Source organism: Caballeronia arvi (genome assembly GCF_001544695.2).
GTDB lineage: Bacteria > Pseudomonadota > Gammaproteobacteria > Burkholderiales > Burkholderiaceae > Caballeronia > Caballeronia arvi.
On sequence record NZ_FCOM02000001.1, the window covers coordinates 101,044 to 125,118 of the forward strand.

General features: G+C 64.9%; 21 protein-coding genes. 4 read left to right on the plus strand and 17 right to left on the minus strand.

The window, feature by feature from the left end; translation table 11 throughout:
• Positions 1 to 43: 43 nt before the first annotated feature.
• Both AWB74_RS00450 and AWB74_RS00455 read left to right on the plus strand, forming a co-directional pair.
• On the plus strand, positions 44 to 328 hold the full coding sequence (locus AWB74_RS00450; RefSeq protein WP_061144820.1) for a hypothetical protein: 285 nt from the start codon (positions 44 to 46) through the stop codon (positions 326 to 328).
• 62 nt (positions 329 to 390) lie between these two features.
• Positions 391 to 612: a hypothetical protein gene (locus tag AWB74_RS00455; RefSeq protein ID WP_061144821.1), complete on the plus strand. Its 222-nt coding sequence runs from the start codon at positions 391 to 393 to the stop codon at positions 610 to 612.
• A gap of 7 nt (positions 613 to 619) precedes the next feature.
• Here the strand turns inward: AWB74_RS00455 and AWB74_RS00460 are convergent, their stop codons facing one another.
• Positions 620 to 4,975: a DEAD/DEAH box helicase gene (locus AWB74_RS00460; protein WP_061144822.1), complete on the minus strand. Its 4,356-nt coding sequence runs from the start codon at positions 4,973 to 4,975 to the stop codon at positions 620 to 622.
• A 254-nt stretch (positions 4,976 to 5,229) separates the two neighbouring features.
• Between AWB74_RS00460 and AWB74_RS00465 the strand changes: the two genes are divergently transcribed.
• Complete coding sequence (locus AWB74_RS00465; RefSeq protein WP_235024449.1) at positions 5,230 to 6,429, plus strand: glycosyltransferase family protein; 1,200 nt, start codon at positions 5,230 to 5,232, stop codon at positions 6,427 to 6,429.
• Between the two features lie 208 nt (positions 6,430 to 6,637).
• Here the strand turns inward: AWB74_RS00465 and AWB74_RS00470 are convergent, their stop codons facing one another.
• From AWB74_RS00470 to amaB, 8 genes are all read right to left on the minus strand, one after another.
• On the minus strand, positions 6,638 to 7,975 hold the full coding sequence (locus AWB74_RS00470) for an MFS transporter (protein WP_061144824.1): 1,338 nt from the start codon (positions 7,973 to 7,975) through the stop codon (positions 6,638 to 6,640).
• A 34-nt stretch (positions 7,976 to 8,009) separates the two neighbouring features.
• Positions 8,010 to 8,954 carry a hydroxymethylglutaryl-CoA lyase gene (locus AWB74_RS00475; RefSeq protein WP_061144825.1) on the minus strand — a complete coding sequence of 315 codons (945 nt, stop codon included), beginning with the start codon at positions 8,952 to 8,954 and terminating at the stop codon, positions 8,010 to 8,012.
• Positions 8,951 to 10,144 (minus strand): CaiB/BaiF CoA transferase family protein, encoded by a 1,194-nt coding sequence (locus AWB74_RS00480; RefSeq protein ID WP_061144826.1) that lies wholly within the window; start codon positions 10,142 to 10,144, stop codon positions 8,951 to 8,953. The genes AWB74_RS00475 and AWB74_RS00480 overlap by 4 nt, the downstream gene beginning before the upstream one ends.
• Positions 10,145 to 10,265: 121 nt before the next feature.
• Positions 10,266 to 11,183: a LysR family transcriptional regulator gene (locus tag AWB74_RS00485; protein WP_061144827.1), complete on the minus strand. Its 918-nt coding sequence runs from the start codon at positions 11,181 to 11,183 to the stop codon at positions 10,266 to 10,268.
• A complete protein-coding gene (locus tag AWB74_RS00490) occupies positions 11,183 to 11,569 on the minus strand; it encodes a PaaI family thioesterase (RefSeq protein ID WP_061144828.1) in 387 nt (128 codons plus the stop codon). The genes AWB74_RS00485 and AWB74_RS00490 overlap by 1 nt, the downstream gene beginning before the upstream one ends.
• Positions 11,570 to 11,867: 298 nt before the next feature.
• Entirely contained in the window at positions 11,868 to 12,059 is a 192-nt protein-coding gene (locus AWB74_RS00495) for a hypothetical protein (RefSeq protein ID WP_061144829.1), read from the minus strand.
• Between the two features lie 260 nt (positions 12,060 to 12,319).
• Positions 12,320 to 13,492: an NAD(P)/FAD-dependent oxidoreductase gene (locus AWB74_RS00500; protein ID WP_061144830.1), complete on the minus strand. Its 1,173-nt coding sequence runs from the start codon at positions 13,490 to 13,492 to the stop codon at positions 12,320 to 12,322.
• A gap of 172 nt (positions 13,493 to 13,664) precedes the next feature.
• The gene (gene amaB, locus AWB74_RS00505) at positions 13,665 to 15,164 is read right to left on the minus strand and encodes an L-piperidine-6-carboxylate dehydrogenase (RefSeq protein ID WP_061144831.1); all 1,500 of its coding nucleotides are present in this window, start codon (positions 15,162 to 15,164) and stop codon (positions 13,665 to 13,667) included.
• A 240-nt stretch (positions 15,165 to 15,404) separates the two neighbouring features.
• On the opposite strand from amaB, the gene AWB74_RS00510 reads away from it, so the two are divergent.
• A complete protein-coding gene (locus AWB74_RS00510; RefSeq protein WP_061144832.1) occupies positions 15,405 to 16,022 on the plus strand; it encodes a helix-turn-helix domain-containing protein in 618 nt (205 codons plus the stop codon).
• 15 nt (positions 16,023 to 16,037) lie between these two features.
• On the opposite strand, the gene AWB74_RS00515 is transcribed toward AWB74_RS00510, so the two are convergent.
• The 8 genes from AWB74_RS00515 to AWB74_RS00550 form a co-directional block, all read right to left on the minus strand.
• Positions 16,038 to 17,471: a cytochrome P450 gene (locus tag AWB74_RS00515; RefSeq protein ID WP_061144833.1), complete on the minus strand. Its 1,434-nt coding sequence runs from the start codon at positions 17,469 to 17,471 to the stop codon at positions 16,038 to 16,040.
• A 91-nt stretch (positions 17,472 to 17,562) separates the two neighbouring features.
• A complete protein-coding gene (locus AWB74_RS00520; RefSeq protein WP_061144834.1) occupies positions 17,563 to 17,841 on the minus strand; it encodes a type II toxin-antitoxin system RelE/ParE family toxin in 279 nt (92 codons plus the stop codon).
• Positions 17,841 to 18,038: a type II toxin-antitoxin system RelB family antitoxin gene (gene relB / locus AWB74_RS00525; RefSeq protein WP_061144835.1), complete on the minus strand. Its 198-nt coding sequence runs from the start codon at positions 18,036 to 18,038 to the stop codon at positions 17,841 to 17,843. Before relB ends, AWB74_RS00520 begins: the two co-directional genes overlap by 1 nt.
• A gap of 75 nt (positions 18,039 to 18,113) precedes the next feature.
• The gene (locus tag AWB74_RS00530) at positions 18,114 to 18,956 is read right to left on the minus strand and encodes an IclR family transcriptional regulator (protein WP_061144836.1); all 843 of its coding nucleotides are present in this window, start codon (positions 18,954 to 18,956) and stop codon (positions 18,114 to 18,116) included.
• A gap of 72 nt (positions 18,957 to 19,028) precedes the next feature.
• Entirely contained in the window at positions 19,029 to 19,853 is an 825-nt protein-coding gene (locus tag AWB74_RS00535; protein ID WP_061144837.1) for a sugar phosphate isomerase/epimerase family protein, read from the minus strand.
• 20 nt (positions 19,854 to 19,873) lie between these two features.
• Positions 19,874 to 20,485 carry an NIPSNAP family protein gene (locus AWB74_RS00540; protein ID WP_061144838.1) on the minus strand — a complete coding sequence of 204 codons (612 nt, stop codon included), beginning with the start codon at positions 20,483 to 20,485 and terminating at the stop codon, positions 19,874 to 19,876.
• Complete coding sequence (locus AWB74_RS00545; protein ID WP_061144839.1) at positions 20,482 to 22,221, minus strand: FAD-dependent oxidoreductase; 1,740 nt, start codon at positions 22,219 to 22,221, stop codon at positions 20,482 to 20,484. Before AWB74_RS00545 ends, AWB74_RS00540 begins: the two co-directional genes overlap by 4 nt.
• Positions 22,218 to 23,999 carry an FAD-dependent oxidoreductase gene (locus AWB74_RS00550; protein WP_061144840.1) on the minus strand — a complete coding sequence of 594 codons (1,782 nt, stop codon included), beginning with the start codon at positions 23,997 to 23,999 and terminating at the stop codon, positions 22,218 to 22,220. The genes AWB74_RS00545 and AWB74_RS00550 overlap by 4 nt, the downstream gene beginning before the upstream one ends.
• Positions 24,000 to 24,075: the final 76 nt, after the last annotated feature.

Below are 24,075 nucleotides of genomic sequence, written 5' to 3' on the forward strand. Positions count from 1 at the left end.
TGTCGTAACAAACCCCCGGTGCTCTGTCGATACTAGCCTTCGCATGACGCTTGTGCAAATGGCGTTTTCGATCATGAGCGGCATCGCGCACATGTCGTTCGGAGACCGACAGATCAATGACGAGTGTCGGTACATGAGCGGCAGATCATTCGGCGCGGGCGTTTGCACGGTGTGGCCGGCATTGCTGAAAACTTCGACAAATCAAGGTGTTGCTGTGCTCCGCCACGGTTGCGCATGGACCTGGCACGGCTCTCGCATGGAATTTGCAAACGTCCTTGCGGCAGAAGGCTTCGGCCTTTTGCCGCCCTTGGCGTTTTCCGACCGATGAGCGTCCACGCAGTTTGCCTATACTCATCGGACACGTCGACTCCCCATTACGGAGGAACACTCATGGCCGTCATCAAAATCAGGGATCTCGCCGACAGCGTCGAGCTCGACAGACAGGCGATGAACACGATCGTCGGCGGCGCGCGCGATGGTCTGCGCCCGTCGTTTCGCATCCGTCCGGCATCGAACGTGAATCGTGTCGTCGATTATCCGGGCGTGCCGGTGAAGGATGTACCGGTCGCAGAGAGCGGGCCGTTCACCACGAAGATCGTCAAGAAGACCTGACGCTTCTCTAATTGCGCAGCGCGACGCCCGCTCCCGCCATTCCACCTCCGAGCGAACGCGCGCTGCGCTTCACCAGCGCGAGACGCACACGCTCGCGGCCTTCGCCTTCGACATCGCCGAAATAGCGCGTCTTCCCCGCGATGACCGCGCCGACCGGCACGCCATCGAGATACAGCACACGATTGCCCGCGAGCGCCGGCACTTTCTCGCCCGGCAAGAGCGTACCGACGAGATTGAGCGGATCGACCGCCGAGAGCGCGACGAACGCGCCGTCCTTCGGCCGCTTGCGCATGTCGCGCAGGAGCGGCACCGCTTCGGGCAGCGCGAACTGCTCGCCCGCGAGCCCGGCGACGAAGCGCCCGCCGCGAATCTCGCCGCGCGCTTCCAGCCGGTGATAGACGCGCAGCAAGTCGCGCCACGGCGGCAGCCATTGAGCCTCGCGCTCCAGCAGACGCCAGAACACGACGCCATAGCGCCGCAAGAGCGTCAGCGCGACGTGCTCGATATCGCCTTCGTTGCGGGCATCGTCGTGCTGCGCGCGGCGCAGGAGCGCCCAGCGGCCGGCATCGTCCATTCCGCCGATGAACAAGCCGCCACGCCGCGGACGGCGCGCGAACGCGTTGCGCTTCGCCGCCGGCGCGAGCAGCGCCCGCAGGCCGGCGAAGCTGTCGGCGTTGACGAGCCCGAGCGCGACGAGTTCGCCGAGCGCGTCTTCCAGTTCGGTGCGCAAGAGCCGCACGTCGGCGAGAAGTTCGTCGAAGAACATCGCGCCGTGGGCCTTCAGCGCATCGAACACGCGTTCGGCGCGCGATGAAAGCTGCGGCGCTTCGTCGGGCGCCATCAGCGCGTTCCACGCATCGAGGTGACGGCGCGGCAGCAGCACGATCGGCGTGCCGCGCACCGGGCCGCCCGACGCGCGCGAACGTCCGGCGGGACGCGTCCACACGAGCTTGCCGGCGCGGCAGAGCTCGTCGAGCCACATGCCGGAATAATCGGCGATGCGCGCGGGCAGGATGTCATCCTCCCACGCGACCGCCGGCGCCTCGAAACCCTCGAGCTGTTCGAGCACCGCGCCGAGCGCGTCGCGCCCCTCGCCGTGCGCATCGGGCGCGACGCGCTGCCATTCGAGCAGAAAGCGCATGAAGTCCTGCCGCTCGACCGGTTCGATCTCGCGCCGCAGCCGCCGCACGGTATAGCGATGAATCCGAGCGAGCAGATGCCGCTCGCACCATTCCTCGGCCTGCGCGCCCGGCGTGAAGCGGCCGCGCATCACGTAGCCCTGCGCTTCGAGCCGCGTTAGCGCGAGCGCGATCGCCGACGCGGGCAGCGCAAGCGGACGCGCGATCTCCGGCACGGCGAGCGGCCCCGCGCCCGACAGCCGCGCGCGCACGATTTCGACGAGCGCGTCGTCGGGCGCCCAAGGGTCGTCGAAGCCGGGCGGCGGCAGCAGCGGCGGATGCATCGGCGCATGCTCGTAGACCGCGCGCACGCACGCGAGCCGTTCGACGGGCGTCCACAGCGCGTCGTGCTCCGCGATCTGCAGACGCGTCGCGCGGCCCGAGCGCGCGAGCGCATCGAGCCACGCGAGCCATTGCGGATCGCGCTGCGCTTCGGCTTCCGTGATGCAGGCGAGCGTGGTCAGCGCTTCGTGCATTTCATCGGCGCTCGTGACCTCGGGCCACGCTTCCTCGCGCACACTCGCGATCGCGTCGGGATCGAGCGCGCCGAGATCGTCCGCGGATTGCGGGTCGGCCCAGCGGCGCGCGAGCACGGCCTGGGTGCGGCGCTCTTCGAGCGGGGCGTCATCGAGAAAGGCATACGGACGCGCCGACAGAATCTCGGCGGCGAGCGGCGACGGCGCGGGCAACTCGCGCGTGACGAGCCGCACATCGCCCGTTTCGATGCGTCGCAAAAGCGCGAGCCACGCGTCGCTGTCCATTGCGTCGTGCAGGCAATCGTCGATGGTCTGCTCGACAAGCGGATGCGCGGGCACCTCCCGCTCGCCGACGATGTTCTCCGCGCACGCGACCTGATCCGGAAACACGGCCGCGAGCAAATCGTCGCTCTTCATGCGCTGCAACTGCGGCGCGACCCTGCGCCCGCCGGTGTAGCGCGGCAGCGCGAGCGCATTGGTCGCGTTCCAGCGCCAGCGCACGCCGAAGAGCGGCGCGTCGAGCAGCGCCTGGATCAGCACGTGCTCCGCCGTTGCGGGTTTCAGATAGCGCCACACTTCATCGAGCACGAAGCTGTGGCTGCCCGTCAGCGACAGCACGATCGCGTCCTCGGTTGCGGCGGCCTGCAGCTCGAAGTTGAAGGTGCGGCAAAAGCGCTTGCGCAGCGCGAGACCCCACGCGCGATTCACGCGGCTGCCGTACAGCGCGTGAATGACGAGTTGCGTGCCGCCGGATTCGTCGAAGAAGCGCTCCATGACGAGCGTGTCCTGCGTTGGCAGCACGGTCAGCGCGGCGCGCGAGCGGGCGAGATAGTCGACGATCTGCCGCGCCGCTTCGTCGCCGATGCCGGTTTCTTGCGCGAGCCACGCGACGGCCGAATCGACGCTGCCACCGAGCCGCGCATCGATATCGCCGCGCAACCGCGATATCGCGTGCGAAAGCTCGTCGCTGCGGCCAGGCGCCTCGCCGAGCCAGAACGGAATGTTCGGCGGCTGGCCGTTCGCGTTTTCGACGCGCACGCGCCCGCCTTCCACCCGCACGATGCGGTACGACGTATTGCCGAGCTGAAAGATATCGCCCGCGAGACTTTCGACGGCGAAGTCCTCGTTCACCGTCCCGATCTGCAAGCCCTGCGGTTCGAGCAGCACGGCGAAATCGGCGTTGTCGGGGATCGCGCCACCCGACGTGACCGCCGTCAGCTTGCCGCCGCGCCGTCCACGCAGCGTGCGCGACACCGCATCGCGATGCACATACGCGGCGCGCACGCCCTGCCGCCCCGTATAGCCTTCCGCGAGCGTGCGCAGCACGGCGTCGTAATGCTGGCGATCGAGCGTCGAATACGGATACGCGCGCGTGATGCGCTCGAAAAGCGCGTCCTCGCCCCACTCGCGACACGCCACTTCGGCGGTGATCTGCTGCGCGAGCACGTCGAGCGGCGCCCGCGGGATCGAGAGCGCGTCGAGCTCGCCGCGCCGCACGCAGTCGAGCAGCGCGGCGCATTCGATCAGATCGTCGCGCGAAGTCGGAAAAAGCCGCCCTTTCGGTGTGCCACCGACGTGATGTCCCGAGCGTCCGACGCGCTGCAGGAACCCGCCGATCGAGCCGGGCGAACCGATCTGGCAGACGAGATCGACATCGCCGATATCGATGCCCAGCTCCAGCGACGCGGTCGCGATCAGCACGCGCAGCTCGCCGCGCTTCAGACGCTGCTCCGCCTCCAGCCGATGCTCGCGCGCGAGGCTGCCGTGATGCGCCGCGACCGCTTCCTTTCCGAGCCGCTCGGTCAGATGCCGCGCCGCGCGCTCGGCCATGCGCCGCGTGTTGACGAAGACGAGCGTCGTGCGATGCTGCGCCGACAAGTCCGCGAGACGGTCGTAGACGCGTTCCCACATATCGTTGGACATGATCGCTTCGAGCGGCATCGGCGGGATGTCGAGCGCGAGATCGCGGGCGCGCACATGGCCGACATCGACGATCTCGCACGGCTCATTTTCTCCGACGAGAAACTTCGCGACCAGCCCGATCGGCTTTTGCGTCGCGGATAAACCGACGCGCACCGGGCGCTGCCCGCCCGCGTCCTCGCACAGCGCATCGAGCCGCGCAAGCGACAGGCTCAGATGCGAGCCGCGCTTGCTGCCCGCGACCGCATGGATTTCATCGATGATCACGGTGCGCGTAGTCGACAGCATCGCGCGTCCCGAATCGGACGAAAGCAGCACGTAGAGCGATTCGGGCGTCGTCACGAGAATGTGCGGCGGGCGCTTCTTCACTGCGTTGCGTTCCTGCTGCGTCGTGTCGCCGGTGCGCACGGCGGCGCGAATTTCCGGCGCGGCCACGCCGGATTCGCGCAAAGTCTGCGCGATGCCCGCGAGCGGCGCCTCGAGATTCACGTGAATGTCGTTCGACAGCGCTTTGAGCGGCGACACGTAGACGACGCGCGTCTCGTCCGGCAGCGCACCGCCGAGCGCGATGCCATCGCGCACGAGTTCGTCGATGGCGGCGAGAAAGGCCGTGAGCGTCTTGCCCGAGCCCGTCGGCGCAGCGACCAGCGTCGAGCGGCGCGCGTGCACGAGCGGCCACGCGCGCGCCTGCGCGGCGGTCGGCGCGGGGAAGCGCGAGCGGAACCAGCCCGCGACGGCGGGATGAAAGCCCTGCAGGGCGTCATCGGCGGAAAAGGCTTTTCGGGTCATTCGGACATTTTATGGGCGGTTGAGAAATGGCGTGTTTCCCAAGGTTTTCAGAGCGCTCCGATGCGAATCGAGACCCGCGGCAGCGATGCTAAGCGGTTCGCTCGCGCGGCCCGTCCGTGAGCGCCGAGCCGTCATCTTTTCTCGCTTTCGTTTTTATGATCGTCATCAGCCTTCTGTTCGACCGCGCGCCCGGCGCATTCACCAATCATCGGAACTACGCTCGCGCGCTTGGATATCGCCACGTAGAGATCGACATGTCGGACCTTTCCGGCAGCAACGGCGTGGTGCGCTGGGTCTATAAGTACGAGACGCTGCTGCACTATCTGAACGAAGCGGCGCCCAACGAAATCGTGCTTCTGCTGAGCGACAACACCGCGATTCTCCGGCCGGTGGAATTGCCGCTGTTGATGGCGGGCCGGGACTGGCTCCTCGCTTGCACCGACTCGAACCTTCCGCAGACGAACGTGCTGATCTTTCGCAATACGGAATCCGTGCGCCGAAACATCGCGGATCTCGTCGGCAAGTGCCGCTACGGCGTTGTGTTACCGGACGACGAAGGCGCCATGCTTCACGCGTTCGACGCTTGTCCGCCTCAGTTTCGCGTCGACGAAGTACAGGTCGTGGTGCCCGTGGCAAGCAACCTCGAAAGCGTCTGGGCAACCTGGAACGCGTTCGCCGCGAGCTTCAGCGACGAAAAGCAGCATCGGCGTTTTCGCGCCGCGGTTCTCGAGCACATCAACGAATGCAACGCCCGCGGGCTGCCGTACCTCTCCTTGCCCGATAACGGCGTGCGCGAAACGGCGACGCACAGCGTGTCGCAACCGGGCCGTGCGATCGCGGTTGTCATGCTCTACACGCCGAACATCGCGTGTTATGGGCGCATCGCCGAGGCCAATTTCAGGCGCTACTGCGAGCGTCACGGCTATACGCTCTATGTGCATCGCGACATTCCACCGCAACTGAGCGACGGGAAAAGCTCCGGGAACTGGTTCAAGGCCGCGTTGCTGCGCGAGTATATGCCGCATCATCAATGGGTGTTCTGGATCGACTCCGACGTGCTCATCAACGACATGAACCAGCGGCTCGAGCCACTCACGCACGAACGTGAAGTGGTCCTCGCCCGCGACATGGGAACATGGAGTTTCAATTCAGGCATCATGGGTTTTCAGCGCAATCAGCACAACTATGATGCGTTTTCGGACGTCATGAACGAGTGCGCGCAGCTCGAAGACAAGTCGCACGTGTACGCGAGCAAGGGCGACCAGCACTTCTTCATTCGCGCATTCGAGGCGCAGCCCGAGTTCGACGCGACGCACATCCGCAGTTTCATCGATTTGAATACGCCCTGGACCTACCGGCGTCCTGACAGTTTCATGGTTCATTACGTCGGCATGTGGCAGGACAACCGCGCGGTGCTGATGGACTACGACCTCAGGCATTCCGCGATGGAATGACGTGAGCCTTGCGGGATTGCTCAAAGGCGTTTGACCGGCTGGATTGGACTGTCAACTGGCGCCGCGTCTGCTGCAATCGTCGTCGTTGAAATGCATTCGGCATGCAAAACGCCATCTGGTCGAATGAATGCAAAATGCAGAAGCGCCCGGGGAGATGAATCTCCGCCGGGCGCTTTCGCTTTCAGGCGCTTCTAAAGTCGCGAAAAGCTCAGGCCTTCTGCTCCGAATGATCCCGCTGCCTGAGCGACTGCGGCAAACCGAACAGCAGCAACAGCGCGCAGATCAGGCTCATCGCGCCGATCGCGTACAGTGCGGGCGTCGTGCTGCCCATCGTGTCGCGGATGCGGCCCACCATCACCGGACTCACGATGCCACCCAACTGCCCGAGCGTATTGATCAACGCGATCCCGCCCGCCGCACCCGCGCCCGTCAGCAGCTTCGGCGGCAGCGCCCAGAACGCGGGGATCGAAGCGATCACGCCTGCGCCCATCACGCCGAGCGCGGCGATCAGGAGCGTCGTCTGCTTGTCGAAGATACCGGCCGCGAAGAAGCCCGCCGCTGCCATCACCAGCAGGATCGCGACGAACTTGCGGCGCTCACCCGACCGGTCCGACATGCGGCCGACCACCACCATGCAGATCGCGCCGCAGATATACGGCACCGCCGTCAGGAGACCGATGATCGTCGGGTTCTGCGTGCCCGCCGCGCGGATCAGGTGCGGCGCCCAGAAGTTGAGGCCATACGACGCGATCTGGATCAGGAAGTAGATCAGGCCGAGCATCAGGAAGCCAGGCGTCTTGATCGCGCCAAAGAGCGAATGACCGGTGTCCGTGTGCTGGCTCTGCGTCGAGATCTGGCTTTTCAGATAGGTTTTCTCGGAAGAGGTGAGCCATGCGGCGTCATCGATGCGATCCTTCAGCACCTTCAGCACGAGCACGCCGAGCAGCACGCAGGGCAGGCCGCCGAGCAGGAACAGCCAGTGCCAGCCGGCAATACCGAATACGCCGTTCATATGGCCGAGCACGAGACCCGACAGCGGCGCACCGACGAGACCCGAGAACGCCGAGGCCAGAAACAGCAGCGACGTGATGCGTCCGCGATAGCTCGCCGGGAACCACAGCGTCAGGTAGTACAGCACGCCGGGCGCGAAGCCCGCTTCCATCGCGCCGATGATGAAGCGCAGCCCGTAGAACTGCCACTCCGTCTGCACGAAGACCATCAGTGCGGTCGCGATGCCCCACGAAATCATGATGCGCGCGATCCAGCGGCGCGCGCCGACCTTGTAGAGCAGCATGTTGCTCGGCACTTCGAAGAGCACGTAGCCGATCACGAAGAGACTCGCGCCGAGGCCGTAAGCGGTATCGGAAAATCCCAGCGTGCTTTGCAGCTGGAACTTCGCGAAGCTGATGTTGATGCGGTCGAAAAACGCGAACAGATAACACAGCATGATGAGCGGCATGAGCCGCCAGGCCACTTTGCGAATGATGTCCGCGGTGTTTTCGGAAGCTTTCGGCTCGTTGGCCGTGCCTACGCTCAGATCGCTCATGTTTGTCTCCAATGTTAGTTTTGGTCTTTTGAATTCAGATGGCCCGCACGTACTCGGGCGCCGGATGCAGATCGCAATTGCGTCCCGCCTTCGCCACTTGTCCGGACACCTCATGTCCGACGAGCGCGGGCAGCGTGCGCGACAGAACGATCAGCTTTTGCAGATCCACGCCCGTGGGAATTTCCATCTCGTCGCACAGGTTCACGAGGTCTTCGGTGCAGATGTTTCCCGATGCGCCCGGCGCGAACGGACAGCCGCCGAGACCGCCGAGCGCGGCATCGAAGCGGCGCGCGCCCACGTCGTAAGCGGCGAGCACGTTGGCGAGGCCGAGGCCGCGCGTATTGTGGAAGTGCAGCGTCAGGTCGGCGGCGGGCACGTGTTCCAGGACGCGGGCGACGAGGCGCGCGACCTGACGCGGATTCGCCATGCCGGTCGTATCGGCGAGCGTGACGCCCGCGATGCCCATCTCGCGATACGTCCGCGCAATCGACACGACGCGCTCCTCATCGATGCGTCCTTCGAACGGACAACCGAACGCCGTCGCAACGGTCGCGTTCAGCGTGACATCGGTGTCGCCGCGCACGAGCTGAACGACATCGCCGAAACCGGCCAGCGACGTCTCGCAGCTCATGCGCATGTTCGCGCGGTTGTGCGTCTGACTCGCGGACATCACGAGGTTCAGCTCGTCGGCCTGCGCGGCGAGCGCACGTTCCGCGCCCTTCACGTTAGGCACGAGCGCAACGTAGATCGTCCGCAGGGAACGGCGGATGCCGTTAAATACCGCGTCGCCGTCACGCAATGCGGGAATCGCTTTCGGCGACACGAACGAGCCCGCCTCGATGCGCGTGAAACCGCACGCGGACAGGCCATCGATCAACGCGATCTTGTCTTCGGTCTCGACCCACTGCTTCTCGATCTGCAGGCCGTCGCGCGGCGCGACTTCCTGAACGATCAATGGTTCTTTGCATTCGTAATTCATTGCACCGCTCCTGCGGCGCGCAGCCGCTCCACGTCGCTCGCATTGAAACCGAGCGATTCGAGCACCGTCGCCGTGTGCTCACCCAGTGCCGGACCTTGCCAGCGCACTTCGCCCGGCGTGTCGGACAGCTTCGGCACGATGCCCGGCATCTTTACTGACGCGCCGCCCGGCAGATCCGCCTGCAGCAGCATGTCGCGCGCTTGGTAGTGCGCATCGTCGACGATGTCCGCGACCGAATAGATACGGCCCGCGGGCACTTCCTCACGCTCCATCGTCGCGAGCACCTCGTTCATCGAGTGATGCGAGGTCCATGCGGTGATCGCTTCGTCGAGCATCGCGCTCTGCTTCACGCGGCCGTCGTTGTGCGCGAGCACGGGATCGTCGGCGAGATCGGCGCGGCCGATCACGTGCATGAGGCGCTTGTAGATCGGATCGCTATTGCCCGCGATCACGACGAAGCCGCCATCTTCCGTGCGATAGGTATTCGACGGCGCGATGCCCGGCAGCGCCCCGCCGCTGCGCTCGCGGACATGGCCGAGCAGGTCGTATTCGGGGACGAGACTTTCCATCAGATTGAAGACGCTTTCGACGAGCGACACGTCGACCACCTGGCCGTCGCCCTGGCCGGTCTTCACGCGCAGCACCGACATCAGCGCGCCGATCACGCCATGCAGCGACGCGAGCGAATCTCCGAGACTGACGCCGACGCGTGCGGGCAGCCCTTCGGCGTCGCCGGTCGTGTAACGGATGCCGCCCATCGCCTCGCCGATCGCGCCGAAGCCCGGACGATCGCGGTACGGGCCCGTCTGTCCGTAACCGGAGATGCGGACCATCGTGAGCTTCGGGTTTATTGCATGCAAAACGTCCCAGCCGAGGCCGAGCTTTTCGAGCGCGCCCGGACGCATGTTTTCGATGATGATGTCGGCATCCGCAGCCAGCCGTTTGATGACGTCCGCGCCTTCGGGCGACTTGAGGTTCACGCACACCGACTTCTTGTTGCGTGACTGGAGATACCACCAGAGCGACGTGCCCTCGTGGAGCTTGCGCCATTTACGAAGAGGATCGCCGCCGTTGGGCGTTTCGATCTTGATGACTTCCGCGCCGAATTCGGCCAGCATGCGCGCCGCGAAGGGCGCGGCGATGAGGGTGCCGATCTCGATGACGCGAATGCCCTGAAGGGGTCCGCTCATGTTGCTTGTCTCCTGAAATTTGTACTGTGAGACAAGCTTATTGGCGAACGCTGGGCCACGTCCAACCGCATTTCGGCAAGCACCGTTCGCCAAACGCGAACGCTCGCGGGGATGCCGAAAACTAAGTGCGCGCTTCGATGGTCCGCAGATGATCGAACAGGAGCCGGCTGACCGGCGAAAGCGCGTCCGAATCCCGCACGACGATGACGAGGCTGCGCGCGGCCCACTCTTCGTCGAGCGGCACGGCGGCGAGCCCGAGCTGACGGCCCATCGCCTCGAATACCTGCAGCGGCAGCACGCCGACGCCCATGCCCGCCTGCACCATGCGGCACACGGCATCGAAACCCGGCACGTGGATGCGCAGCCGCAGCGCACGGCCCGCCTGGCGCGCGGCCAGATGCGTGCGCATGTTGATGGAGCTCGCCGAATGCAGGCCGATGTGATCGAAGTCGAGCGTGTCCGCGAACGCGACACTGTCGCGATGCGCGAGCGGGTGATCGCCCGGCGTCACGATGCACAGCCGGTCGTGGCGATAGTGCGCGCTTTCGAGGCCGCGCGTGTCGGCGTCGCCGGAGCAGATGCCGAGATCGACGAGACTATCCGCCACGCCTTCCACGATGCCGCCGCTCGGCCGTTCCTCCAGATCGATCTTGATCTGATCGTGCACGGAGATGAACGCACGCAGGTCTTCCGGCAGGAATTCGACGATCGCCGAGAGGTTCGCCATCATCCGAACATAGCCGCGCACGCCGCTCGCATGCTCCGCGAGCTCGATGCCGATGTTCTCGACATCGCGCATCACGCGCCGCGCGTGATGCAGCAGCGTTTCGCCGGCGGGCGTCAGGGCCATGCCGCGCGCCTTGCGCTCGAAGAGCACCGCGCCTACCGCCTGCTCCAGTTCGAGCAGCCGCTTGCTCGCCGCCGACACGGCAATCGCCTCGCGCTCCGCCGCGCGCGTCAGCGTGCCCTCCTCGAACACGGCGAGAAAGAGTTGCAGCGTCGTGAGATCGAGACGTCGGAGGAGATTGCGCGTGGCCATCAGCGCGCGTACTTGAAGGTGCCCTGCGCGCTCGCGATCATCACGCGGCCGTCGACCCACGCCTCGCCGCGCGCAAAATAGACGGAGCGGCCTTGCCGTTCGAGAAAGCCCTTCGCGACGACCTTGTCGCCGATGCCGCGATCGAGGTAGTTGACCGTCAGCGAGAGTGTGAAGCCGTGCACGGGCGCCGCGCCCGTCGTGAAGAGACCTGCGTAGCCGCAGGCCGCGTCGAGCAGCGTGGCAATCGCGCCGCCTTGCAGGATGCGCTGCCGGTTCAGATGTCCGGCGTGGATCGGCATCATGAATTCCGCATAGCCCGCGCGCCATTCGGTGAAGATTGCGCCGAGCGCTTCGAGAAACGGATTGTCGAGATCCAGATTCGCCACCTTTGCTCCTGATATCGCGTCGTTGCGAGCGATTGTGCCATCGGCGGGAGCGGCCTGCCGAGCGGAGTCATGTGGCGTGAGGCACGCGAGGCATGAAAAAACCCGCACGCGGCGGGTCCGATTTACATGAGGCCTTCTGTTTGACAACGCACACAAATATCCGCATTACCGATGAAATACCAATCGGCATTTCGCTGTTCATGAGGTCGTTTCATGAATCGCGCGATGCGCATCTTCGTGTGCGTTTAATGCGCGCTATGACAATCCGTGTCACGCGCGCAACACACTGCATTTTCCGTCAGTTATAACCGCGAATCACGCAAGAATTTTTTTCCTCTTCGGTCTTCGCAAAACGTCCGCAAATCTCCGCGACGTACTCCGGTGCCGCAGATACTTGGCTGGACCGGTGCGACACATGCACGCTCGTATCGGGGGGAATTTCGCCATCGTCGATCCAGGCATAGAAATGCGCGCTCGTATTGGCTTCCATGTTATGTCTCCTTTCGGTAAAGCGCGAAAAAGGTTTGATGGTCCCAGAATGCGCTTCTCGGGGGCGGCTGGCCCTAGTGGATTTCATTGATGGACGCAGCCCGATTGCGTGACGATGATGTTAAGAATGCCCGTTCGAAACGCACCGCAAACCGTTTTCAATACGCTTGATCTTCGTGTAGCGAAAAAAATGCCCGGTACACGACCGGGCAGACTTAAATCATCGATTATGGAAAACGGTATTTGCCGGTCTTTTATCAGTTATACGACATTCTTTTCGACGATCGGCCGTCCTTCCAGCACGCGCGTCCAGTCGAGCGGCGATAAATCCAGCGTTTCATAGCGTCCGAGCAGAATCAGTTCACTCGCGCCGCGGCCCGTCGCCGGACCTTGTTGCAAACCGTGTCCGCTGAATCCGTTGGCGAAAATACAATTCTCGACGTCCGGATGACAGCCGATGATCGCGTTCTGGTCGAGCACGTTGTACTCGTAATAACCGGACCAGCAGTGCTCGACGCGCAATGCCTCGAACGCCGGCACGCGATGCGCGAGCGCCGGCCAGATGACGTCGTCGAAGAGCGCGTGATCGACTTCGTCGAGCGGCAGATCGTCGGGATCGTTGTCCGCCGATGGCGACGTGCCGCAAATATAGGTGCGCCCCTCGGGACGGAAGTAGACGCCGCTCGGATCGATCAGCAAAGGCGCGCGTTCGAGCTTCGCGGGCGACGATACGTTGAAAATGCTGCGCCGCCGCGCATGCACCGGAATGTCGATGCCGAGCATCGCCGCGACGCCGCGCGACCACGCGCCTGCCGCGTTCACGACGACATCGCACGGATAGGTTTCGCCGTTCGCCGCGCGCACGGCCGTCGCGCGCCGTCCTTCGCGCTCGATGCCGACGACTTCCGTCGCCACATAGCGCGCGCCGAGCGCTTGCGCCTTGCGCCGCAACGCCTGCACGAGGCCGTAGCCGTCGAACCAGCCTTCACCGCTTTCGCCGAACGCGCCCGCTGCGAGGTCCTCGGTGTTCAGCCACGGAAAGCGCGCCCGCAGTTGTGCGGCATCGAGCAGGCTGATGTCGGCGCCCAGCCCGCGCTGCAACGTGTGATTCTCGCGCAGCGTCGCTTCGCCTTGCGCCGTCGCGAGAAACAGATAGCCGCCTTCATGCAGATCGATCGACGGGCGCTCGCCGTTCACTTCGAGCCGCTCGCCGATCGAACGCAGAAACTCGATGCCGAAGAGCGACATGCGCACTGAAAGCGGCGTCGAGAACTGCTGCCGGATCGACGCCGCCGACAGCGCCGACGATGAGCGCGCATAAGTCGGATCGCGCTCGATCACCGTGACCTGCACGGTCGGGTCCGACGCGCGCAGAAAATACGCGACCGAGCTGCCGATCACGCCGCCACCCACGATCACCACTTGAGAAGCCACGCCGCCTCCAGTCGTCGATTCGAGTTGCCGCAGCGTCGCCCGCCGATGGGCATCGCGTGTTGCATGCAAAAGTCATAAAACCAAAACGCATGCGTAATGCAAAACGCGAAATGCCAAATCGGCGCGCAGAAACGCTCAGGCGCAGGTAAAGCCGTCGCCGGCGGAAGAAACGTCAGTCCAGATTGAAGTCGATGCCCTGCGCGAGCGGCAGTTCCGACGAGTAGTTGATCGTGTTCGTCGCACGGCGCATGTAGGCCTTCCACGCGTCGGAGCCCGATTCGCGGCCGCCGCCGGTTTCCTTCTCGCCGCCGAACGCGCCGCCGATTTCTGCGCCGCTCGGCCCGATGTTCACGTTCGCGATGCCGCAGTCGCTGCCCGATGCCGACAGGAAGCGCTCCGCTTCGCGCAGATCGGTCGTGAACGTGCACGACGACAGGCCATGCGCGGCAGCGTTGTTGGCGGCGATGGCCTCATCGAAATCGGAATAGCGCATCACGTAGAGAATCGGCGCGAAGGTTTCCTTCAGCACGACCTCGGTTTGCGACGGCATTTCGACGAGCGCCGGGCGCACGTAATAGCCGTTTTCGTGGCCCTTCACCGTGACGCGCTCGCCGCCGAACACCTTGCCGCCCTCGCCCTTCGCCTGCTCGAGCGCGTCCTGCATGCGCGCGAACGACTGCACGTCGATGAGCGGCCCCATCAGCACGCCCTGCTCGAGCGGATTGCCGACGGGCACTTTCGCGTAGAGATCCTTGAGGCGCGCGACGGTTTCATCGTAGATGCTGTCGTGGACGAACAGACGCCGCAGCGACGTGCAGCGCTGCCCGGCCGTGCCGACCGCCGAGAACAGGATGCCGCGCAGCGCGAGATCGCGATTCGCCGTCTGCGACACGATGCCCGCGTTGTTGCCGCCGAGCTCGAGGATCGAGCGGCCGAAGCGCTGCGCCACCGCGACGCCCACTTTGCGGCCCATTTCCGTGCTGCCGGTCGCACTGACGATGTCCGAGCGCTTGTCCGCGACGAGCGCCGCACCGACCTCGCGTCCGCCGATGATCACCGAAGCGAGACCTGCGGGCGCCGAGCCGAATTCTTCGATGACATCGCGCATGATGCGATCGACGGCCAGCGCGGTGAGCGGCGTCTTTTCGGACGGCTTCCACACCACGGCGTTGCCGCACACGAGCGCGAGCGCCGCGTTCCACGACCACACCGCGACCGGAAAATTGAACGCCGAGATGATCGTGCAGACGCCGAGCGGATGCCACGTCTCCGCCATGCGATGCCCGGGCCGCTCGGACGCGATCGTCAGACCGTACAACTGGCGCGAGAGCCCGACGGCGAAATCGCAGATATCGATCATTTCCTGCACTTCGCCCAGGCCTTCCTGAAGAATCTTGCCTGCTTCGAGCGACACGAGGCGGCCGAGCGCTTCCTTCTTCTCGCGCAGGCGATTGCCGAGCAGCCGCACGAGCTCGCCACGGCGCGGCGCGGGCACGTTACGCCACGTGGCGAAGGCAGTGCGCGCGGCGCCGAGCGCGGCATCGACATCGGCGACGGTGTTCTGCTTCACCCGGCCGATGACTTCACCGGTGATCGGAGAGGCGGCGGCCATGTCGCCATCGGTCACGAGGCTCGCGATGCCGAGGTCGGAAAGAATCGATTGTGCGTTCACGATGAAGTCCTTTCGAAGCGGGTTTGTCCTTGGAGCGAAGTTTCTGATCGGAAACTTGCGTAAGCCTGCAGACTATACGCGCTGCCGGCGTTGCGAACAACAGCCGACAATATTGGGGTTGTCACCAATGCGCGCGGCCCTTGCTGGCAGTAGATTCGGCATGTTTTCGGCCTGCGCGCCGATGCGAATGCCGCGTTTGCGCGATGGTATTATCGGAAACAAAAGCCTCGACCGCATCCTATGAAGAACATCCCCGATCAATCCGCGGCCGACCTCGGGCGCCGGGTGAAACGCGCGCGGCTCGCGCAAGACCTGACGCTCGAAACCGCGAGCCGTCTGTGCGGCGTGTCGCGCTCGGCGCTGTCGAAGATCGAGAACGGCTTGATGTCGCCGACCTTCGACGTGCTGCAAAAAATCGTGCGCGGTCTGCGGATCGATCTCGCCGAACTCTTCGGCAGCGCGCCCGCACCGAGCGCGAACGGACGCCGCGCCCTCACGCGCCGCGATGAAGGGCAGCGCCATGCGTATCGCGGTTATCAGATGGAGCTGCTCGCCACCGAGCTCGCGCACAAGGCGATGCTGCCGTTTCGCATCCGCATTTCGGCGCACACGCTCGACGCTTTCGACGACTGGGGCCGTCACGAAGGCGAAGAGTTTCTTTACGTGATCAGCGGCAGCGTGTGCCTCTATTCGGAACTCTACGCGCCGACGCATCTAAACGCCGGCGACAGCATCTACTTCGACAGCCGCACCGGCCACGCGGCTATTTCGACGAGCGAGGAAGACGCCGAAGTGCTGTGGATGGCCACGGGCGGTGTGCCGACTCAGTCCGCAGCCGATGTAGCGGATGCCCGCTAACGTCCGATAAAACCACTAGCGCAGGACGAGACGCACCGGCATTTCGCTCGGCACCGAGACGAACGCGCAGACTTCGTGGATATCGGCGGGATTCGTCGCGAGCTGCGCGATGAAGTTCGCCGTCAGCATCGACACGACGAGCCGCATTTCCACCGCCGCCAGATGCCGCCCCGGACACACGCGCGGCCCCGCGCCGAATTGCAGATAAGCGCGCGGTTCGTGCGCGCCTTCGTGACGATGATCACGCAGCCATCGCTCGGGATCGTACCGTCCGGGATCGGCGTAATTGCGCGGGTCCAGCATCGCGGGCCGGTTCAGCAGGAATACCTTAGTGCCCGCGGGCAAGCGCACGCCCTGCAGACGCACTTCCTCCAGCGGCTCCAGCGACATATACGGCGCGATCGGATGCAGGCGGCCCGCTTCCGTGCACACCGCTTCGCACAGGTCGAGTTCGCGCATCGCGTCGTAGCTCGGACAGACGGCCGAATCGCCGAGCACACGTCGCGCGCCGGCGGCGACGCGCGCCTGCAATGCGTCGTCGGTGCCGAGAAAGAGCAGTGCCCACGCGATCGATGTCGCCGTCGTATCTTCGCCCGCGACGAGCATCGTCAGCACGTTGGCCGAGACTTCGTCGTCGCTGATGCCGGAGCCCGGTGCATCGCGCAGTGCGAGCATCGCTTCGAGGAGATTGCGCGGCGCTTCGGTTTCGCGCGCACCGGACGCTGCGTCGTCGCGCATCCGTGTGCGCGTGCGCGCCATCAGTTCGCGAATGTGGCGATGCACGGCCGTCATCGCTTCGTCGAACTTGCGGTCGCGTGGAAACTTCACGTAGTGCCAGTACGCGAAGGGAGCATTGATACGCGCCATCAGCATCGGCAGGAGCATCGCGAGCTGCTCCTGTATCAGGACGTGCTCGTTTTCCAGCGTGTTCGGATCTTCGCCGAATGCGAGCGCGCTCGTGACATCGACGGTGAAGCGCTTCAGGTCCTCGGTCATGTCGACCACGCGGCCCGCGCGTGCCGCCGCTACCCAGCGCCGCCGCAACCGCTCGGTGATCGCGGCGAGCGTCGGATAGAACGCCTTGATGTGCGGAATGGAGAGCGCCTGCATCACGAGACGGCGCTGCGGCTCCCACGCGGCGCCTTCGATCGAAAAGAGCCCGTTGCAGCCGAACTCTTTCAGTATGTTTTCGATGGGCGCATAGCGCCGATAGCGATGCGGCCGCTCGCGCATCACCGCGTGCGCCAACTCGATATCGTTCCAGACCGTGACGGGTGTCGTGCCGAATCGGAACACGTAGGGCGTGCCGAGTTCGGTGGCCCAGCGCTCGAGCGTCAGATGGTGCGTGGCGGGCGGCAACTGGTGCAGATTACCGAGCAAAGGCAGGCCGCGCGGGGACGGTAAGTCATCGACTTCGCGCAAGGGCGCGCTGACGGACGCTGCGTTCATGATCGGCCTCGCGGGGGCTTGATCTTTGCAGGATAGTGCAGGACGGGGGACGTGCGAAGCGCCCTTGACGGGCGCTCAGGCTCAGGATCGGCTATCGGGGGTACTGTTGTCGGGAGTGGACAACGCCCATGACCTGAATCCATCCATCGACGATTTCATAGACAACGATGTAATTGGGATGCGCAACGATCTCGCGCGTTCCCGCCAGACGGCCCGGCCGGAAAAGATAAGGATGAGTGGCCGCGGGAATGACACAGTTTTGAATGAGCTCGAATATGTCGACTGCTGCCCAGATACTGTCTTCGGCAATGTGATCGGTCAGTTCATCGAGGTTGTCGAGCGCTTTGGTGGTCCATCGAATCGGCAGCATCACTTTCGAAGCTTCTCTTTCTCTTTGATTCTGGCGTGAAGCTTATTGCGAATGCGCGCCATCGCTTCGTCGTGAGGGATGAGCGGACCCGGATTGTCGCGTGCGGCCTGGATCTTGGCCCGAAACCACCGGTCATAAGCCTCGGCTTCTTCGACGGTGGCGAATTCGGACACGATGGGATCGAGCGGAGTGGGCATTTCAAGTTCTCGTTTCATGATGAAAACGATGATAACGCAGGCATTTTCCCCGCGTCACCTCGTCCATTCGGCCAATCATACAGCGCGCACTTTCTTCGCTTTCGCCTTTTCGGCGGGAGCCTCCACATTCACGACCGGCCGCTTAAAATAAGGCGAGCTCAACGTCGCCGCGCCCATGTCCGACGCCGCTTCGAGCAGCGCCGGCGCGAGTTCCTTCAAGCGCGCTTCCGGCAGCCGGCTCGTCGGACCCGCAAGACTCACGACGCCCACGACCACGCCCGTCACCGGATGATGAATCGGCGCGGCCATCGACGTCATGCCGGCCTCGTACGTCTCGCTCGCGATGCCGTATCCGCGCTTTCGCGCCGCCTGCACATCCGCGAGAAACTGCTGGATGGTTTTCGGCGCCTTCGGGCCGCCCTGCCCCGGCTTGCCCAGCCCGCCCTGCTTCGATACGAGCTCGAGCGCTTCCTCGTCCGACAGCGACGACAGCCACGCCTGCCCGCTCGCCGTGCAATGCAGCGGCGGCTGGCTGCCCATGTCCGGATCGTAGCGAAGGCCGGATTTCGCGCCCTGCGCCTTGCCGACGAACGTGATGTGATCGTCCTCGACGACGCCCAGCCGCGCCAGCTCGCCCGACTGCGCCGCGAGCCGGTCGAGCACGGGCTGCGACACGTCGAGCACCCCGCCTGTCGACAGATAGATGAGCGCGAGCGACACGAGTTTCAGCGCGAGCATGTACTCGCCGTGATCCTCGTCCTGACGGACATAGCCCTCGTCGATCAGCATCGCGAGCAGGCGGTGCGTGCCGCTGCGCGGAATGTTGAGCGTGTCGGCGATGGCGGCGAGCTGCATGCGCCCGCCATTCTTCGCCAGCAGTTCGATGATCGACAGCGCCCGCTCCAGATTTCCTGCCATTTCTCAGTCTCTCGAATTTCCGATGATTCGGAATGAGAACACGATTCCACCCCGGAATTCAACCTGCGCGCGTCAATGTTCCGCGTACGTCTCCTGGAGCACCGCGAGCGTCGCTTCGCGCAGACGCTTCGCGCGCGTGAGCGCATTCGCGGTCTTCGCCCACGTGTTCATCGGTATTTCGATCGACAGCGGCAGATCGTCGGGCAGCGCGCGCAGCAGGCCCGCGAGATCGAGCCCGCCTTCGCCCGGAATCATCCGCTCGGCGCGCGCCTGGTAGAGCAGCGTGTCGAGATCGGCGGGACGCTCGGCGGGCGCGTCGCAGAACTGCACGTAGCCGAACCACTCGCGCGGCAGCTCGCGCAGCGTTTGCGTCGACGAACCCGCGCGGTCGAAATGAATCGGATCGACGATAAGCCCCGTGTTCGCGCGCGCCGCCGCCTTCACGATGCGCGCGCCCTGCACGATGTCCTTCGCGTCGGTCCAGGGCATCGGTTCCAGCGACGGCGACAAACCGTACGGCTTCGCGATATCACACAACGCGGCGAGCCGTTCGGCCGTGCGCGCCTCGTCAGGATCGTTGCCCGCGACGAGCACGTAACGCGCGCCCAGTTCGGCGGCGGTCTCGAGCATCGGCTCGTAATCGGCGACATTCGTGTCGGGCCTGAGCCGCAGGATTTCGGCATCGAGCACGCCGATTCCGGTGTCTTTCAGGACGGCGAGCGTTTCGCGCTTCATCGGCGTGGCGCCGACGATCTCGTGGCGCACCTCCGTGTCGGTCGCGGGCAAAAGCCGCAGCCCGACGAAATCGTAGCCCGCCTTCGCCGCGCACTCGACCATCTGCGGCGGCGTCAGTTCGAGAACCGTCAGCGCGGACAAGGACAGCTTGCGTGGTGACATCTGCGTCGTCTCCGTGATGGTTAGCGCAGCGGCGAGAACGGCGCGGGCATATAGATGGTGGATTCCATCGTCGTCAGATGGGCCGGTCCGCCTTTGGGCGGCCAGATGCCGTCCTTCACGGCCTCGGCGCGGATGCGCGAGCGCTCATCGACGCTCTGGTACGGCCAGATGTTGAGAAAGCGCGGCACGGTGCCGTCGAGCGCATACATCGCGCCGATGAGCGGCGAGCGCTTCGTGCGCTCCGGCACGGCGTTCTGCCACGCGTCGATCGTATGTTGCAGGCTCGCGAGCTTCGTGCCGTAGACGCGCATCTCGTAGATGCCGCCGTGTACGGCCGGTTCGATCGGCGGGAGAAACGGAAAGAGCGCGTAGCTGTTGACTTCGACATCGGTGATGAACTCGCCGCAGCCGAACGGATTGCCTTCGAGCAACAGGCGCTGACGTTCTTTTATCAAGGCCGCTTCTGATTCGAAGCCGCGCAGCACCATCACACGGCCCAATGCGCCGATATCGGAATACCAGCAGCCGAGCAGCTTCGAGCCGGGCGCATTGCCGCTCGCCTGGATGTTTTCGAAAACCTGCGCGTTCGCGCCGATCTTCACCGTCAACGTGACCGTGTCGTAGAGAGTCATTGCAGAGTCCTTGCCTGTTTGAAGTTCGAGAGATTCGTGACGCTGTCTTCGTGCATCGGCGACGCCATTTCGAGGCCCGCGAGATAGCCGAAGGTCATCGCGGGGCCGAGCGTGATGCCGCCCGCGGGATAGTGGCCGCCCATCATGCTCGCGGCGTCGTTGCCGACCGCGTAGAGACCGGGAATCGGCGCGCGCGCTTCGTCGAGCACGCGCGAACGCGCATCCGTCGCGAGGCCAGCGAAGGTGCCGAGGCTGCCCGCGACGATCTTCACCGCGTGGAACGGGCCGTCGGCTATCGGCGCGAGGCACGGATTCGGCGCGTGCGACGCATCACCCTGCACGCGGTTATAAGGCGTCGAGCCTTTGTGGAATTGCGGATCGAAGCCATCTTTCGCGTAGCTGTTGTACGTGGCAACGGTATCGGCAAGGCCGCGCGCATCGATGCCGCATTGCTCAGCCAATGCTTCGAGCGTCGGCGCGGATTTCAGATAGCCCGAGCGCTCGTACGCTCCGTGCGGAAATGGAAACGGCTTCGCGAAACCGAGTCCATAACGCCGCTGGAACCGATGATCGCAAACGAGCCACGCGCACACTTCTTCGCCCGGCGGCGTCGTGCCGATCAGCGACGAAACGAAGTCGTAATACGACGACGCCTCGTTCGTGAAGCGTCTGCCGGCACGCGTCACCGCGATCACACCCGGCTTCGCGCGCTCGATCAGATGTGGGAACGCAACCGGCTCGCCGTTGCGTTTCGGCACGAGCGACACGGGCGCCCACGCGGCGGGCGTTTCGAGCGACGTATCGAAATGCGCGCCCGCTCGTTCGCCGAGGCGAATGCCATCGCCCGTATTGCTGCACGGAGCGGCGGACCAGTGCGGCATCGTCGGGAACGTGTCGGCCTGACGCTTCGCGTCGTGCGGATAGCCGCCGCAAGCCAGCACGACGCCGCATCGCGCGCGCACCGCATGCATCACGCCTTCGATCTCGACGCGCGCGCCCGTCACGCGATTCGCCTCGCGCGTGAGCGATACCGCCTTCGCACGCGTGCGCAGATCGACGCCGCGATCCGCCGCCGATTTCAGCAGCCGCGCGACGAGCGCATTGCCGTTCACGAGATGCATCGAGCGGCCGTGACGCAGTGTGTGCCACGCGAACGCGGCGAAGCGCTTCGTCACGTGCCATGCGGACTTTGCGTTGCGCGTCGCGTTCAGAAAGTGCGCGAGATCCTGTCCCGACGCGATCGCCATGCCCTTGATCGTCACTTCGGCCAATGGCGGACGCAGTTTATCGATGAGCGTCCCGAGCTCGCGTCCGTCGAACGGCATCGCGCAGAGCGAACGGCCGCCCGTGGCCGCGCCTTGCGTCGTATGAAAATCGGGGATGCGGTTACCGTCGATGAAACGCATCGACGTATTGCGTTCGAAGAATTCGACCATGCGCGGGCCGTGCTCGATGAGCGCGTCGGCCTTGGCGGCGTCGAAGTGCGCGCCGAGCTCGCTCTTCAGATACGTGCGCGGTGCGCTCTCGTCTTCGACGATGCCCGCGCGCGTCGCGAGCGGATTGCGCGGAATCCACATCCAGCCGCCCGACCACGCCGTCGTGCCGCCGAACACGTCTTCCTTCTCGCAGACGAGCACGGACAAGCCCTGCGTAGCCGCGGTCACGGCCGTCGACAGACCGCCCGCGCCGGAACCCAGCACGAGGACGTCGCATTCGAGAATCGGTTCGTGCTTCATTTGGCGTGTGCGTGTGCGTGCGCGTCGAGTTCGAGCGGAAGGGTGAGCGTGACGCTTGCCGGCTGTTTCGCGCGCGCCGATGCGTGCCGCGCCGCGAGATAGCCGAACGCGAGACCGGGCCCGAGCGTGATGCCGGGGCCGGGATAGACGCCGCCCATCACCGATTGCATGTCGTTGCCGCACGCGTAGAGGCCGCCGATCGGCCGGTCGTCGCGGTTCAGCACGCGTGCGTCGGTGTCGGTGACGAGGCCGGTCGCGGCGCCGATATCGCCTGGATAGAGCCGCACCGCATAGAACGGCGCCGTTCCGATCGGACCGAGGCACTTGTTCGGGCCGGTCCAGCTGGCGTCGCCGTTGGCGTTCTGATAGTCCGTCGTGCCGCGCTGAAAATCCGGATCGATGCCGGTTTGCGCATAGCGATTCATCCGCGCGACGCTGTCCGCGAGTCCCGACTTGTCGATGCCGAGCTTGCCCGCGAGTTCATCGAGCGTATTGCCTTCGACGAGATAGCCGTCGGCGAGAAACGGCGCAAGTCCTTTGCCGCCCGGACGCACCATGCCGAGGCCGTACTTGCGCAATCCTTCGGCGTCCGTGACGAGAAACGCGGGCACGGAAGGCGTCGTCTCGTTCGCTTTTTGCATCGCGATGCCGAACAGGTGATACGACGTGTTCTCGTTGAGAAAGCGTCTGCCCGTTTTGTCGACGGTGATCATGCCCGGCTTGCCGCGATCCATCAGGAAGTGCGGAAACACGGCGGTGGTGCCGTCGGCGCGCTTGCGCATCGAGACCGGCGCCCAGAACGCGTTCGACAGCGCGCCCGCGCCGAAGCGCGCGCCCGCCGCGAGCGCGAGATCCTGCGCGCTGCCGGTGTGACCGGGCGCACCGGGACACCAGCCGGGATCGGCGCCCGGCAGCATGTCCCCGCGACGCTTCGGATGCCGGTTGAACCCGCCGCTCGCGAGAATCACGCCGCCCTTCACGCCGATGCGCCGCCGCTCGTTGACGTGGCTGAGCGTCACGGCCTCGATGCCGTTCGCGCCGCTGTGCAAACTTTCGACCTTCGTGGCCGTCAACACGGTGACGCCGCGCTGAAGCAGCGAATACAGCAAGCGCGCGATCAGCGCGTTGCCCATCACGAGACGCGTGCCGCGCGGCGAGCTCATGCGGTCGCGCGCGTGGCGCGCGAGAAGCTTCGCCGCATGCCGGAACGATGCGAACGATTTCGTCATGTTGAGCAGATGCCCGACGTCGTCGCGATCGACCATCATGCCGCCGAGCACGGTGAATTCGGGAATTGGCGGACGGATCAGCGAGAACGCGCGGCCGAGCTTGCGGCCGTCGAACGGCAGCGGTTCCAGCGCGCGACCGCGCAGCGTCGAGCCTTCGACTTCCGACAAATAATCGGGATGAAACGGGCGCGCGCGATATTTCACGTCGGAATTCGCTTCGATATGCGCGACCGCTTTCGGACCCGCATCGAGAAAAGCACCGCGCATCGCGGCGCTGCTGCGCTCGCCGACCGCGCGATTCAGAAAGCCTTCGGCGTTCGCGGACGTATCGTCGCGATTCACGCTCGCCGCGTGCATCGACGCGGGAATCCACGTCGTGCCCGCCGAATAGGCCGTCGAGCCGCCCACATATTCGGTGCTCTCGACCAGCAGCACGCGCGCGCCGTCGATGGCCGCGACCAGCGCCGCCGACATGCCCGCGCCACCCGCGCCGATCACGACAACGTCGAACGTTTCGTTTTGTCCCAGACTATCCAGTGTCTCCACCATTCCTCTTTGGCTCCGTCCAGTTTCGCGGCGCCGTTCCTCTGACGATACGAAACGCATGTTTGCTGTAGAACTCGCT